12 protein-coding genes are annotated in these 14,153 nt (G+C 71.3%); 7 read left to right on the forward strand and 5 right to left on the reverse strand.

Annotation, left to right across the window (positions count from 1 at the left end; all coding sequences use genetic code 11):
- Positions 1-144 precede the first annotated feature (144 nt).
- On the reverse strand, positions 145-1,587 hold the full coding sequence (locus tag ABTZ03_RS26085) for an MFS transporter (protein WP_350515498.1): 1,443 nt from the start codon (positions 1,585-1,587) through the stop codon (positions 145-147).
- Positions 1,588-1,652: 65 nt separating this feature from the next.
- Between ABTZ03_RS26085 and ABTZ03_RS26090 the strand changes: the two genes are divergently transcribed.
- The 7 genes from ABTZ03_RS26090 to ABTZ03_RS26120 all read left to right on the forward strand — a co-directional run bounded on the left by ABTZ03_RS26090 (position 1,653) and on the right by ABTZ03_RS26120 (position 8,964).
- On the forward strand, positions 1,653-2,081 hold the full coding sequence (locus tag ABTZ03_RS26090) for a winged helix-turn-helix transcriptional regulator (protein WP_350515499.1): 429 nt from the start codon (positions 1,653-1,655) through the stop codon (positions 2,079-2,081).
- 467 nt (positions 2,082-2,548) lie between these two features.
- Positions 2,549-2,968, forward strand: a complete 420-nt coding sequence (locus ABTZ03_RS26095; protein ID WP_350515500.1) for a hypothetical protein — start codon at positions 2,549-2,551, stop codon at positions 2,966-2,968.
- A gap of 55 nt (positions 2,969-3,023) precedes the next feature.
- Entirely contained in the window at positions 3,024-4,355 is a 1,332-nt protein-coding gene (locus ABTZ03_RS26100) for a NucA/NucB deoxyribonuclease domain-containing protein (RefSeq protein WP_350515501.1), read from the forward strand.
- A gap of 44 nt (positions 4,356-4,399) precedes the next feature.
- Complete coding sequence (locus ABTZ03_RS26105) at positions 4,400-4,936, forward strand: hypothetical protein (RefSeq protein WP_350515502.1); 537 nt, start codon at positions 4,400-4,402, stop codon at positions 4,934-4,936.
- A 314-nt stretch (positions 4,937-5,250) separates the two neighbouring features.
- A complete protein-coding gene (locus ABTZ03_RS26110) occupies positions 5,251-5,415 on the forward strand; it encodes a hypothetical protein (protein WP_350515503.1) in 165 nt (54 codons plus the stop codon).
- A 433-nt stretch (positions 5,416-5,848) separates the two neighbouring features.
- The gene (locus ABTZ03_RS26115) at positions 5,849-6,580 is read left to right on the forward strand and encodes a DNA/RNA non-specific endonuclease (protein WP_350515504.1); all 732 of its coding nucleotides are present in this window, start codon (positions 5,849-5,851) and stop codon (positions 6,578-6,580) included.
- 581 nt (positions 6,581-7,161) lie between these two features.
- Positions 7,162-8,964 carry an IS481 family transposase gene (locus ABTZ03_RS26120; protein WP_502894589.1) on the forward strand — a complete coding sequence of 601 codons (1,803 nt, stop codon included), beginning with the start codon at positions 7,162-7,164 and terminating at the stop codon, positions 8,962-8,964.
- Between the two features lie 117 nt (positions 8,965-9,081).
- Here the strand turns inward: ABTZ03_RS26120 and ABTZ03_RS26125 are convergent, their stop codons facing one another.
- The 4 genes from ABTZ03_RS26125 to ABTZ03_RS26140 form a co-directional block, all read right to left on the reverse strand.
- Positions 9,082-9,447: a DUF6009 family protein gene (locus ABTZ03_RS26125; protein ID WP_350515506.1), complete on the reverse strand. Its 366-nt coding sequence runs from the start codon at positions 9,445-9,447 to the stop codon at positions 9,082-9,084.
- 155 nt (positions 9,448-9,602) lie between these two features.
- Positions 9,603-11,156: a DNA primase family protein gene (locus tag ABTZ03_RS26130; RefSeq protein WP_350515507.1), complete on the reverse strand. Its 1,554-nt coding sequence runs from the start codon at positions 11,154-11,156 to the stop codon at positions 9,603-9,605.
- A complete protein-coding gene (locus tag ABTZ03_RS26135; RefSeq protein WP_502894590.1) occupies positions 11,153-12,175 on the reverse strand; it encodes a bifunctional DNA primase/polymerase in 1,023 nt (340 codons plus the stop codon). Before ABTZ03_RS26135 ends, ABTZ03_RS26130 begins: the two co-directional genes overlap by 4 nt.
- Positions 12,176-13,561: 1,386 nt before the next feature.
- Positions 13,562-14,128 carry a hypothetical protein gene (locus ABTZ03_RS26140; RefSeq protein ID WP_350515509.1) on the reverse strand — a complete coding sequence of 189 codons (567 nt, stop codon included), beginning with the start codon at positions 14,126-14,128 and terminating at the stop codon, positions 13,562-13,564.
- Between the last annotated feature and the right edge of the window lie 25 nt (positions 14,129-14,153).

Here is a 14,153-nt window from a genome sequence, read left to right on the forward strand (position 1 = left end):
AGCTACCTCGCCGGCCTCCACCTTCGCGGCGCAATGATCTGGATCAAAGACCTCACCAGAAGCACCACTTGATCACGACCGAATACGCGCCCTAGTGGCTGTCCGCGCTCGGGGCGTCAGCGGGCAGGGTCCGGGGACGGAGCGTCAGCGGGACGGGCGGCGGGGGTCGCGGATGCCGGCCAGCACGGTGATCAGTCCGGCCAGGGAGAGCCCGGCGGCGGTCAGGAAGGCGGCCCGATAGCCGGTCAGCACGTCGTCGGCGGTCGTGGCCACGGTGGACAGGACGGCGAGGCCGAGCCCGCCCCCGACCTGCAACGCGGTGTTGAACATGGCGCCGGCCAGGGCCTGTTCGCCGCTCCCCGCGCCGGACAGGGCGGTGATGTTCGCGGGGACGAAGGTCTGCGAGAGGCCGACGATCAGGACGACCAGGATCGGCAGGACCACGAGCCAGTAGTCGGCGCCCGGCCCGACCAGGGCGAACAGGGCGAGTCCGACCGTGGAGCAGCTCAGTCCGAATAGCATGAGGCGGCGCACGCCCACCCGCGGCACCAGGCGTCCCGCGACCAGGGGCAGCAGGGTGCCGCCGACGGCCAGCGGCAGGAAGGCCGCGCCGGTGGCGAGCGGCCCGAAGCCGAGCACGTTCTGCAGGAGCAGTGCGGCGAAGTAGTTCACCCCGACCCAGCCCGCGTACATGAACACGGCGACGGCCAGGGCCGCGGCGAGGTTCGGCCGCCGCCACACCGCCGGCGGGACCAGTGGTTCGGCCACCCGCCGCTGCCGGAGCGCGAAGCCCGCGAGGAGGGCTGCCGCGGCGACCGCAGCCGCCCAGCCGGCCGGATCGGCCGCGTCCCCGCCCAGTCGGGTCGAGGCGAAGGACAGGCCCAGCAGACCGCCCGTCGCCAGCGCGGCACCGGGCAGGTCGAGGCGGCCGCGGGCCCGGTCGCCGGGATCGTCCGCGGGGATCAGCGCGAGCACGGCGACCACGAGCACGACCACCACCAGGACGTTCACGGCGAACATCGCCCGCCACCCGACCGAGCCGGCCAGCGCCCCGCCGACGACCAGCCCGAACGCGAGCCCGACGCCGCCCATCGCCCCGAACGCCCCCAGCGCCCGCGACCGCCCCGGCTCCTCCCGCCACAGTGCGCCGATCAGCCCGAGCGCGGCCGAGACGGTCACCGCGGCGCCGGCCCCCTGGACGGCACGGGCCGCCACCGCGAGCAGCAGCGAAGGCGACGCCCACACCACGGCGGACGCAGCGGCGAACACGGCCATCCCGCCCAGCAGTGCCCGCCGCCGCCCGTACAGGTCGGCGGCCCGACCGGCCACCAGCAGGAAGCCGGCGAACATCAGGGAGTAGGCCGACACCACCCAGGAGAGCTGCCCGGGGGAGGCGTGCCAGTCCCTGGCCATCGCGGGCAGGGCCATGTTGACGGAGGAGAGGTTCATGATGTCGAGCGCCTGGGCGGTGCACAGGACGGCCAGCACCGCCGCGGAGCCGCGCACTGGCGTGGTGCCGCGCTTCGGCGCCTCGGCCGGGTTGCCGGGCGCGTTCAGGGAGTCGGGTATGGAGGGAGAGGTAGTCACGCATCCAGTCTCGGGAGTACTGCACCAGCCGGGAAGTATGCACTCTCAAGTGCCATACTATCCCGATGGATAGTGTCACCACCTCGCCCGTCACCACGTCAGTCGGCACCACTCCGACCGGCGTCGCCGGGACCGCCGTCGGCGCCGTCGCCGCGCCGTTGGAGCAGGGCTGCACCACCCGTCGGGTCTTCGACCTGATCGCCGACAAGTGGATGCTGTCGATCCTGTGCGTGCTGTCCGAGGGAACGGCCCGCTACAGCGCGCTGCAGCGGGCCGTCGTCGGGATCACGCCCAAGGTGCTCACCCAGCACCTGCGCTCGCTGGAGGGCAGTGGCCTGCTGAACCGCACCGTCTACCCGGTCGTCCCGCCGCACGTCGAGTACGAGCTCACCGACCTCGGACGCTCCCTCCGCCAGGCGCTGCAGCCCCTGCTGACCTGGGGCGAGTCCCACCTCGACGAGGTCGAGCAGGCCAGGGCCGCGCAGTCGCAGTGACCTCCTGGGCGTCCGGGGCGTCCGGGGTGCCCGGGAAGTGTGCGATGTTCGGGCTTCCTGCTGCACAACTGGCTCGACCTCTGGCACTCCCTGCCCCGCGAGGAGTGGAACCTCCGGTAGAACTTGCCCGGGTGCGGCCCGGGCGCTGCAGGTCGTCCGCGTCGCCGGGATGCTCGTGGTACCGACCGGGGCGTGGGCCGGTTGGTTCCCTCGTCCGGGTGGTTTGGTTGAGTGCTTCCCGTCCACGGCCGTTTCTGTGCGTAGCTTTTTGATGACGTGTGGGCGGAGGCGTTGGTCCTGGCCGGGGCGGTCGGACCGGGTTTCCCGTGGGGTGGTTCGGCGGCCTGTTGGAGGACGGGATGGGAACACGTCTGGGGTGGCGGCGGTCGGCGGCTGCCGGGTTCGGTGTGCTGACGGCGCTCGGCGCCGTAGTGGTAGGGCCTGTGGGCGGTGCCCGGGCTGACGAGGTGAAGGGCACGTGCGCGCCGTCGCCGAGTTATGAGCTGCAGACGCTCGACTGGTACGGCAACTACGTGAAGGCGGCGGAGGTCGACGTCTCGGTGCAGGCGTGTGCCTGGACGGACGCGGCCCAGTGGTCGTTCACAGTGGCGCAGGCGGAGCCGGTCGGCGGTTTCGGCAAGGCGGGCTGGCGGGTGCGGGCCTGGTACCAGAACGGCGAGGCGACACCGGACTTCCGCACGGTGGTGCTGAAGATCCGGGTCGACCACTGCCCGCGCGAGGGCGTGTGCGAGAACGACGTCGCCGCGTTCGAGGCCGGCGACCGCTTCTACCGCGACCACTACACGCGGCAGATCATCTCGGACGAGACGCTGACGGAGACCGGGAACTCGCACCAGACCTGGCGCATCGCCGCGCACGGACGCTGACCCCCGGTAGCCCGGCACGCCCCGTCAGCCGACCCGTCACAGGATGGAGGGGCCGATGGCCCGCCAGGAACCCACCCCGCCCCGAACCCTCTTCCGGCCGGGCCGCCGCCAGCGCGCCGTCCGCGTCCTTGTCGCCCTGGCGGCGGTGCTCGCCGCCCTCGCCACGACCGGCCAGGCCCAGGTCGCCGGTGCCGCCACCCCCCGAGGGGATGAGCCCCGCCACTACCACCGCCACCTGATCTCCATCTCCCCGGACCACTCCACCAAACCCGGCACCCCGGGCGGCCGGCTGACCGGACGCGAACCGGCCCCCGGCCGGCCGGCACCCGCCGACCGCGTCCCCCCGCAGCTGCGCATCCCGGTCACCGGTCCGGACCTGATGACCGTCGACGAGTGCCGCGGGCACGACGACGCGTTCGGGGGCACCGGCTGGGGCAAGTCCCGCTTCGCGGCCTGCCAGGCCCTCAACCTGAAGCTGGTCAACCAGGACTGCTACCTGTTCATCTGCGTGACCGTCGGCACCGCCACCGTCGAGATCACCGACCTGCAGTACGGGCGCAACGGCGGCCGCGAGGTCGACGTCGTCCAGGTCCTCAACAACTGGACCCTGGACGGCGACATCGCCGAGCTGCTGCTGTCCGCCGACGTGACCTGCAAAGCGGCCGACGGCTTCGGGCCCTGCACGGTCGCCGACGGCTTCGGCGGCCCCAACATCGAGACCATCGGCCAGTGGATCGCCGAAGGAACGGTCACCAGCCGCTACTACTCCTTCACCCAGCCCGCGACAGCCGGCCTGGGCGCAGCCGCGATCAGCTACGCCAACCTGGCCTGGCACTTCGCCCTCACCGGAGGCGACACCGGACCCGACACCACCGACGGGCCCGACAGCAAGATCCGCTGCGACTCCGCGCCGTACCTCACCAGCACCTACGCGGGCGAGGGCTGCGTCTTCCCCTGGGTCACCGAGACGGTGACGTTCCACCACTCCGACACCCCGGAGTCCGTCGCGCACATCAACCTCGCCCAGTACCACCCCGACCAGACCGTGCCCCCCAAGCCCGGCAAGTCCATCCCCGGCGCGCCCGGCACCAGCCCGCTGCACCGCACCGCCGATCCCACCCTGATCGACGGCCACCGCGACACCGCGGTCGCCGCCTGCAACACGTACTACCCCGGCTACGCCGGCCGCGGGCTGGACTGCGACGAGTACCCGTTCGCGTCCACCCTTGAGGGCGCGGACAACCTCACCGACGACTACTCGGTCGACCCGATCGACGACTCCGACAACCGGTCGGCCGGAGGCACCCTCGGCGCCTTCTACACCGGCCGGCGGATCCTGGGCAGCGACGAGACCAACGACCCCTTCTACGTCGCCACCGCGCCCTGACCCCCGCCGACGGCGGACCGGGACTGCCCGCAGGGGAGGACGCCGTGAACCCGGCCGGCCCGCCGTACCTCCTCGCCGCCCTGCGGCAGGAGGTCCGCGCCGAGGACCACCTCTTTCACCTCGTGGACACCGCGGCCCCGCGCACCGGCGACCCCGACGACCAGCCGCCCACGCCCGAGCGCGGCACCCTCGCCACCGTCGGCGCGGGCGCGGCCACCCTCAACAGCGCGCTGGCCGACCACTACCCCGACGTCACCCTCGAACTCTGGTCAGGCCAGCCGCCCGACCTTGCCGGCCCACCCGCCGACCACATCCGCCTGGCCGTCGCCCTCGACGGCGGTCGCCTGGCCCTGTGCTCCGGCGTCTCGCACCTGCCCGCCCCGCGTCACCTGACCGTTCCGCCCGGCCGGTACAACCTCGACGCGTGGCGCAGCGCGCCAACGGACACGCGCCGCCCGGTCGGCGCCGAGGCCATCCCTCACAGCGCCGAGCACTGGCTCCTGCGCCTGTGGCTCTCATCCACACCCGGCCGCGACGACTCCTCTCTCCTCGACCCTGGTTCGACAAGGCCACGCCTGTAGTCCTGGATACGGGACAGAGGCGGCCTGGGCTCGCGGTGATCCTGCGGGTGTTCTACCTGGAATCCCTGGGTGGCGGCGGCGCAGCCGGCTACCACCACGTCCTGCGGTCCTCGCCGCTGGTGGACAGTTTGCGGCCCGACCCGGTGGAGCGTCCGGAGCGCGGGCTCGTGCCGCGGCCTCGACGGTGACGGTCCGCTGAACCCTGGCGGAGGAGACCTTCCCGTGTGAGATGGTCGGCGGCCACGGGGCCGCGATCTCGCGAACGCCCCCGCCGGCTGTTCGGCCGGCGGGGCCGCAGGGAAGGACGGAGATCCGTGAACAGGAACCCGCGCGCCACGACCCGCCGTAGTACCCGTCCTGTCCCGGCCTGGCGGGATCCCGGCAGGTTCACGGGTGCCTACATCGCCGCGGCCCTGGGCGGCACCATCTCCTCGGCGCTCGTCACGGTGCTCGGCCATCTGACCGTCGGCTGGCACTGACCGCCCGGCACCGGTCCCGGGGCGGCCGCGGGCGTGTCACCGAACGCCCGCTCAGCTCCGACAACCATCGGCAGGGATGAGCGACCGCCTGAAGCCACGGGCCGTTGGCGGTGGTGAGTGGGCAGGCGCGTTCCTGGGGTGCGGGCCTGCCCCGGTTGTGGGAGGGCTGGCCTGCCTGGGCTTGTGGCCGGTCGTCAGTTCCTGTGCCTGTTTTGTTGTTCCGGCCTTGTGCCGGTGCCGGCGCTGCGATGATGCTGCACAGCGTCGTATGCGATCCGCTCAGGCGGTGCCGCGCTGTCGACGTGTCAGCCGGCGAAGTCCGGTTGCCCCGTAGTCCCTGTACGCGTACCGCGCACACCGGGCCTCACCGGTGTGTTCAGCACCACCGGGGCCCGGCCGGGGCTGCCGGGGTGCCGAGCCCAGAAGGAGAGCCGTGCCCGCTCCGGTCCCCACCTCCACCGCCGCTCCCGCCCCTGCCCCTGTCCGCCCTGCCGCGGCCGCGCGCCCGGGTGGCCGGCTGCGGTCCCTGCTGCGGGCCGGCGCGCTGCTCGGCATCGTCGGGGTGCTGGCGGGATCCCTCGTGATGCCCGCGTCGGCCGCGTCCGCGGCGCTCCTCGACTGCCCCGGGGAGACGGTGCCGTCCGGCACCACGACCATCAACGGCTACCAGCTTCACGCCGATGCCCAGGGGCGGCCGGACAGCGCCCTCGCGCCGGCGGGCACGCTCGTGGAGCAGCCCGGCGGGCGCGACAGCGCGTGCACGGCGAGAGTGGGCCACTACGCGGACCGGGACGGCCTGACCGGGTACGACGGCGGGCACCTGATCGCCGACCGGTTCAACGGCCCCAGCGTCCGTGAGAACTTGGTGCCCATGCAGGGCACCTCGGTCAACCGTGTTGTCTTCCTCGCCTTCGAGACCGCCGTCGTGCGGTGCCTGCGCCAGTGGGGAGCCCCGGCCACCACCTACCGGGTCTCTGCCCACTACCCGAACAACAGCACGCTGGTCCCGGACCAGGTCCGGGCCCAGATGACGGTCACGGCGTCCGGCCAGCCCCACGACGTCGACATGACCTACCCCAACAAGGCACTGAGCAAGGCCGAGCGTGACGCCCTGAACAAGGACTTGGACACGCAGGCTGCCGCCGCCGGATGCCCCAAGAAGTAGACGCGCCGCACGACGCCCACCGGGCCGCGGCGCGTGCTCCGGCCCCGTGGGCGCCCCTGCCGGTGATTGAGCCCAGCACCAGCCGCCTGCTTCACAACACCGCGGGGACGAACACCCTCCCTCGGTGGCCGAGCCCTCACCGCGCCGACGCGGCACCGCGCGCCCGATGCGGCCGCCGACGACCCTCGCCGGTGCCGCGTGCCCCAGACCGCTCCACCACCCGCCCGCCGACCGGCACCGTCGAACGAGGCGGGGAGCAAGCGGGGGCGGGTCCAGGTCCTCGCGCCGACCGGCCCCGAGCGCGTCCGGTCGGTGTGCGACGGCACCGGCTGTACCGGCCGGTGGCCCGGTCCCGTCCACGGGGGTCGGGAACCGGCTTGAAGCCTGTGACGGCTGGGCATCCTTTCGGCCGTGCCGGCGTGTCAGGGGAGGGCACCAGGTGGGGAAGGCGCAGGGGAAAGCGGCAGCTCTCGGTGTGAGGTCTCAGGACATCGTTGACCATTCGTTCTCAGGACATGGTTGACCGTCCGTGTGATCGGTGATCTTCTACGCCTGGCTCGGATCGGTGGCGTTGGGCGGGGATCGTGGATCAGCAGGCGACGGTGGAGTACCGGTATCGGGCGGTGCGGGAGGTGCTTGGCGGCTCGCCGATCGGGGAGGTAGCTGCGCGCTACGGCACGTCCCGGCAATCGCTCCACACGTGGCGGAAGAGGTTCGAGGAGGCGGGCCTGCCCGGGCTTGCCGACCGGTCGCGCCGGCCCAGGACCAGCCCGACCCGGTTGGCGGCCGAGGTAGAAGCGCTGATCTGCGATGTCCGGCGGCAGCACCCGCGCTGGGGCGCCCGGCGGATCAGCCACGAGCTGAGCCTGCGCGGCCTGGATCCGGCGCCGTCCCGAGCGACCGTGCACCGGGTTCTGGACCGCAATGGGCTGACACAGCCGCAGGAGCAACGGCATTCGCGCGTTTACAAACGTTGGCAGCGCGAGGCTCCGATGCACCTGTGGCAGCTCGACCTAGTCGGCGGGGTGCCGCTGGCCGACGGCCGCGAGTGCAAGATGGTGACCGGCATCGATGACCACTCGCGGTTCATCGTGATCGCCTCGGTGGTGGCGGTGCCGAGCGGACGTGCGGTCTGCGGGGCGTTCTCAGCGGCGATGCGCCGCTACGGAGTGCCCTTCGAGGTGCTGACCGACAACGGCAAACAGTTCACCGGCCGTCACAACCGCCCCCAACCGGTCGAGGTGCTCTTCGAACGGGTCTGCCGCGAGAACGGAATCACCCAGAAGCACACCAAGCCGCGCTCGCCCACAACGACCGGCAAGATCGAACGCTTCCACAAGACCCTGCGCGCCGAACTCCTCGATCACGTAGCACCGTTCGAGTCCCTGGCTGCCGCCCAAGAGGCCATCGACTCCTGGGTCCGCGCCTACAATCACCAGCGACCGCACCAGGCACTGGACATGGCTGTCCCAGCCAGCCTGTTCCGGCCGCACGGCCCCGCACGCGAGACAGCCCCGCCGGCTCCTGCCGTCGACCCGGAACCGGTGCCGGAGCTGCGGATCGACGTGATCGAGCCACCAGCGGACGCCCCGGGCGAGGGTGCCGTCGAGTTCGAGTTGCGCGTGCCGCCCGGCGGTGAGCTCAGCCTGGTCCCGGGCAAGCAGCGTGTCGCAGTGAACCAGGGACTGGCAGGGCGGACGCTGACGGTCTGGGTGGACCTACGGAGCGTCCACGTTCTCCTCGACGGTCACCTCGTGCGGACTGTCAGCTCCCGCCTGCTGCCTGAGGATCTGGCCTACCTGGCCATGCGCGGCGCCCGACCTGGTCGTCCCGAGCCCGCCACCGCCGCCCTGCCCCGGGCCAAGGGCAAGACAGTGCTGGCCGCTGGTCAGGCCGTCGAGGTCGACCGCAAGGTGCACCGCGACGGCCACATCTCCATCGCGAACACCAAGTGCGTGGTCGGCTTCGCCCTGGGCGGGCGCACGATCGTCCTGCGGCTGGACGGACATCTCATGCACGCCATCGCCGACAACGCCCTGGTGGGAACGTGGCCCTGCCCGATCAGCGCGGACCAACTCGCGCAGCTGCCCGGCGCACGGACGGCCTCGACTGCACTCCCGCCGCCACCACTTCCCGCCGGCTCCATCCGAGCCCAGCGACGTGTCCACGCGAGCGGCCGGATCATGGTCGCGCGGCAGTCGATCAAGCTCGGTCCGCGGCACGCCGGGAAGCTCGTCACCGTCGTCATCGAGGACACCCACTTGCGGATCCTGCACGGCGAGGAGGAACTCGCTATCAGGCCCCGCAAGACCACCGGGCCCATAACCCGCCTCCACGTCCGAGGCGTAGGCACCAAGCCCGACAGCCCGTCAAGCATGTCCTGATGCCAAGACGTCAAGCATCTCCTGAGACCTCACACCGACAGCAGCGCATCCGTGACCAGGCAGGGGTGTGGACGGATCCGTGATTGCGGATTCTCGGGTGGCCTGACCTTCGGGCGGTCAGGCGCTGATTCCGCGCTGCGAGCGTGGGGTCTTCTGCCCGACGGTCCGAGGTCTGACGGTACGGGGATCGACGGCCTCGCCCGGTGCGCCGGCGGCATAGAGGCCATCAGGGTCGAGGTCGCGGTCGTGAGGCAGCAGGAAGAAGACGCGGCGGCGGTGCAGACCGCTGTCGGGGTCGGCTTCCGCTCCGCCGTCGAGCTCGGCGTAGCCGACCATGCGTCCGTCCCGCATCCAGCGGGGCTTGCCCCGGCGGCGGGGAGTCTTGTCGATGGTCTGGCGTACGTAGTCGAGCGCGGACAGGTCTTCGAGCCACACCACCTCTTCCTCGTGGCTGAGAACGCTGCCGTCCAGTAGCGAGCTCATGACCTGGGGCCTTCCTTCGTGACTGCGGGCCGGGGATGGGTGGCTGGTAGGAGCATCGCGCTCGTTCCTAAATCCTAGAGTGCGAGGAGCCCGGGACATAGGCGGCCCGGCACGGAGCTCTGGTTCCGCCTGCGGGCGCCGCCCTGAGGCGGGGGTCAGTCGGCGTGGGCGAGAAGCCCGATGCCCGGGTAGAACTTGCGTCCGTTGGACTTCACCATGTCGTTCGGAGTGGCCATGCCGAGCTCGTTGCGCACCCGGGTCGCGAAGGCCCGTTTCGTGGTGGGAGGACTCCCCTCACCCGCGTTGCACCAGGACGCGTACGCGGCGTAGAGCTGGCCTTGCTCGACACGCAGGTCGGCTTCCTCGCTCTCCCGCGTGCAGCACTCGTCGAGGAACCGCCCGATGGTGTCCTCGGTGGTGGCGTAGGCGTCCGTCGCCAGGCGCACCCGGGTGGGCCCTTCGAGCGGGTCGGGCAGGTTGGCCCCGGCCTGGCGCTGTTCCCGCAGGGTGTTGTAGCGGTGGGCGCCCTGGACGAGCCAGTGGAGGATGCCGGGTCCTTCGTCGCGGACGAGTTCGGCGGCGAGGTTGTCGATCTTGTCTTCGTCGCGGACGGTGTTCTCGAACGGTACGAGCCGGATGCGGCGCCAGAAGGCGAATCCGCCCGTGGTCACCTCCGGCCGGTGGTTGCCCTGCAGCCACAGGTGGTGGGTCGGGCGGAACGAGAAGTAGTCCTGGCGCATCCGCCGGGCCTTGATCTTGTCGCCGCCGGTGAGCAGCTTGACCCGGGCCTCGTCGAAGCGGTCGGTCGCCTTGAGCTCGGAGCAGACCATCAGGCGCCGGCCGTGGAGCTCGGTCAGCTCGGTGCTGTGCTCGCTGAAAGCCCCGCGGTCCATCAGGAAGCCGGGCGGGGCCGCGTCGGCGTAGTCGCCGAGGACCTGGAGGACGACGTCCAACAAGACGCTCTTCCCGTTCGCGCCGTCCCCGTACAGGAACGGGAGCACCTGGCCGCCGACGTCGCCGGTGATGGAGTAGCCGAGCAGGACGTGCAGGAAGTCGATCATCTCCCGGCCGGCCTGGTCGGCGCCGAACGTCTCACCGAGGAACCGGTTCCAGCGGGGCGTGGGCGTGTCGTGCGGGGCAACGCTGGTAGCCCGGGAATGGTTACCGTTGGTGGGCGCCGGCTTGTGGAGTTCGCCGGTGCGCAGGTCGACGACCCCTGCCGGGGTGCACAGCGCCCAGGGGTCGCTGTCGAGGTCCTCGGCCGCCATCGACAGGTCCGGTGAGGACCGGGCCTGCTCCAGGAAGGCCTTGATGCCGGCGGTGGAGCTGGCACGCCGGCGGTGCAGGGCGATCTCCCGGTCCGTGTAGATCAGGTCCGGATCGCTCACGGGCATCTGCTCGGCGAGCTCCCCGGCGGCCCACAGGACCGCCTTCTCGGCGCCCCGCTCCCAGCGGTAGCCCGCCCACTCGTACCAGCCGTTCCCCTCGACGTGACGGAAGACGCCCTGGTACAGGCGGATGAACAGCTTGGCGTTGCCCCGGTCGGTCAGCGAACCCGGCAGCAGCCCGCACCCCTCGTGGCCGCCTTCGGCCGTGACGGCTTTCTGGGCCGGCAGCGGGGCCGGGGCGGTGGGCTGCATTTCGAGCAGCAGCATCTGCTGGGCCGCGGCAGCGGCGTCGAACCCGCCCGGGGTGTCAGCGGCGCTCATCGACGTCGTCCTCCTTTGAGGTGGAGCGGGCGATGGGAACCCGCCGCGAGGGAAGCGGTGATCAGGTCGTCGATCCGGCGCACCTGCCGGGGGCGGGCGGCCAGCGCTGCCTCGCTCAGCAGGGTGACGGCCTGGCCGTGGTCGAGGTGTCCGGCCGCGACGAGTCCGCCTGCGGTGTAGGCCGCCCGGTTCAGCTTCTCTGTGAAGCTGGCGCCCTCGGGCACCCGGCCGCATTCGGACACCTCCTCCAGCAGCGGCGCGAGGGTGCGCGCGGCCGCTGCGGGGCTGCGCCGCCGGGCGGAGGGGCCCGGTGGCAGTTGGGCCAGGTCCTGGCTTTCGACTTCAGCGTTGTGGTGACCGGTGCGAATGAGCTCGTCGGCGAGCCAGGACGGCAGCGGTGCGGGTTGCCGGGCGGTGCCGACCACCTGATAGGTGCCGGCGGGCGTTCGGGTGCCCGGAGCGACGATGTACCCGCCTGTGGCCCTCACGTCGACCTGCCAGGCCAGCGCGGCCCGCGAGCTGGATCCGGTGGAGCAGCGGAAGGGCAGGGTGCTGCGGTACCAGATGTGCAGTCCGCCCGAGGGGGTGCGCACCCGCAGGGTCGAAGGGTCCTGCGCCGGGTCGCTCTGGCTGCGGTAGGCGGCCAGCAGCGCCAGGGTGTCGTATCCCGTGGTCAGGCCGTCGAGGTTGACCTGCTCATGGATGCTGATCCCGGGTAGCAGGAGCGAGCGGACCGGAACCCCCTTGGTGTGGACGTCGACGTCGAGGACGACCAGGCCTGCGGGCCCGCAGGCCACACCCACCCCGAAGTCCGGGTTCTCCTGCCACCAGGCGTCCACCAGGGACAGCTCGGTGGTGGCTGCCTGGAAGCCGTGGCAGTACCGGCCTTCCCGAATGCACACGCAGGTCAGTGGATCGTCCCTGGTCTCCCGGCAGCGCCTGCAGCTTCCCGCAGGGGTCTTGCGCCCCGGCGAGAGCGGATGGACCGGCCAGCCCTGGGCCGCGCACCAGCGAGCCACCACGATCCCGCTCGTGGGCTTCGCGGAGGCTTCACCGCTCAGCTCAACGTGCACGCTCGTCCTTCACTGGAGGTCGGTCCCTTGGGTCCCTTGGCCACCTGGGGGCAAGGGACCCAAGGGACCGAAGGGACCGAAATCTGGAATGAGATCCAGAGCCTAGCGCGGTCAGTGTCCGAGGTGGTTACCCGTCACCCCGCCACCGCCCGCGTCCGGCTGCCGCGCTCCGGAAACGAACAGCCCTCCAGGCTGGGGTGGAGCAGGGTACTTTGCCCGTTATAGGAGAGACCGAAGGGACCGAACTCCCGAACTGTATCGGTCGACACGCTGAGGTCCGCCGGACACGCCGGTTGGCTGAACCAATAACTGAAGTTCGGTCCCTCCAGTCCCTTGCTCGTCCGTCCCGACAGGCAAGGGACTGTCGGCTCCCCGGAGGGTCTGAGCCGCGCCGAGGTTCCTGCCGTTAGTCCCTGCCGTAAAAGCACCAGCTCAAGTGGCATGCACGCCCGCCATCAGGGACTGAAGGGACTCAACTTTCCAATTATGGCCAGAACTCTTATGGATCGTACCTACGCGCGCCTACATGTGAGCACCATCCCCTAGTTCAAAGAACCGCTCATAATCGGGAGGTTCAGTCCCTTCAGTCCCTCGATAGAGGTCCGTAGGGCTTCTGACCTGCAAAAATGAGACAGGGACCGAAGTTGGATCCGGCAGGGACCCAAAGGCGACGGCCCCAGGACGGTCCCTGCCGGTGAGGCCTGACCCTCGTCAGGCCAGGGACCGACGACCACCGGACCTTCAGTCCCTGGGAACGGGACCACGCACTCAGACCCTGCTCCGGTGGCGGCAGCCGTGCTGCCGGGCAGACAGCCGACGGACCTTTGGCAGCAGGGGGCAGAGCTGACGATCGACGTGCAGGAGGCGGCCCCCCGGTTCCTGGTCTACCGATCGGACGGGCTACCGATGGACACGCGCTGCCCCAGGCCCATGCAGGCGTGCGCGGCCACCTGGTGCTGCCCTGAGCGTGCGCGGGCGTCGGCCCTCAGCAGGTGGTGTGCTGGCAGGTGCCGTTGCGGTTGCTGGCGAACTGCCTCATCTCCCCGGACAGGGGATAAGGAGGTGCACTCGGTCGGGGTCTGGCGTCAGGTGATCCGCCTGGGACTGGAGGTCGTGGCCTCCGGCAGGGTGTATCCGACGCTCGACGCGAGCGGCATGGACACGTGGCGAGCCGGCCCGCTCACCGCAGACGAGAGGAATCGGGCCCGGCAGCTGAGGCAGGCCATGGTGCCCCCGGCGCACCGTGGCGCGGTCGCGGACACGAAGCCTTTCCGGCTGTGGGCACCACGCACTGCGGTCCGCGCCGGTCTTCGGGCGGTGACTCCGTGGTGGCTACATGGCGGGCGTTGGGGTCAATGTGTCGGTGGCGTGGCCGAGGGCGGTGGCCCAGATCTTGAGCTGCGGGGTCTGTCCGTACAGGATGCGCGTGTTCGCGCTCCACTGCAGGACCGGTTCCAGGGCGGCCCGGGCCCGGGGGAGGACTGCCACGGGATCGGGATGCGGGCAGTGGTAGAGCATGCGCAGCACGGTGGTGGTGCGCTCGCCGATCAGGTGGGCGAGGTCGCGCCGGTGCTTGTTGTCGTTGGGGTTGTTGCCGTTCTGGCCGAGGACGAGCCGGATCCGGATACGGCTGGCGGTGGCGGTGTCGCGGGCGAGGACGGCCAGATCTGCGAGTGCTTCGTCCCGGGCGACGATCAGCCGGGCGGAGGCGAGGTCCTCTGGCGCGGTCTTCGCGCTCGCCCGCGCCATCGGCAGCATCGCCTGGAATGAGCGGCGGGCCTCGGCGCGCAGCCGGACTTCTGTGGTCTCCCAGGATCTCGCGAGCTGCTCGTCGTCCAGTGCCTCGAGCAGGCGCAGCAGTGCTTTCAGTGGGTCCGAGGTGCTCTTCGTTGTGATCATGCGGTTTCCCTCCCGAGTGGTCACA

Origin of the sequence: Kitasatospora sp. NPDC096077 (assembly GCF_040303245.1) — a bacterium.
In the GTDB taxonomy this organism is placed as follows: domain Bacteria; phylum Actinomycetota; class Actinomycetes; order Streptomycetales; family Streptomycetaceae; genus Kitasatospora.

Coding starts and splice junctions, on each gene's coding strand:
- ABTZ03_RS26090 (WP_350515499.1), top strand. CDS start 1,653: ATGGATAGTGTCACCACCTCGCCCGTCACCACGTCAGTCGGCACCACT.
- ABTZ03_RS26100 (WP_350515501.1), top strand. CDS start 3,024: ATGGCCCGCCAGGAACCCACCCCGCCCCGAACCCTCTTCCGGCCGGGC.
- ABTZ03_RS26125 (WP_350515506.1), bottom strand. CDS start 9,447: ATGAGCTCGCTACTGGACGGCAGCGTTCTCAGCCACGAGGAAGAGGTG.
- ABTZ03_RS26130 (WP_350515507.1), bottom strand. CDS start 11,156: ATGAGCGCCGCTGACACCCCGGGCGGGTTCGACGCCGCTGCCGCGGCC.
- ABTZ03_RS26140 (WP_350515509.1), bottom strand. CDS start 14,128: ATGATCACAACGAAGAGCACCTCGGACCCACTGAAAGCACTGCTGCGC.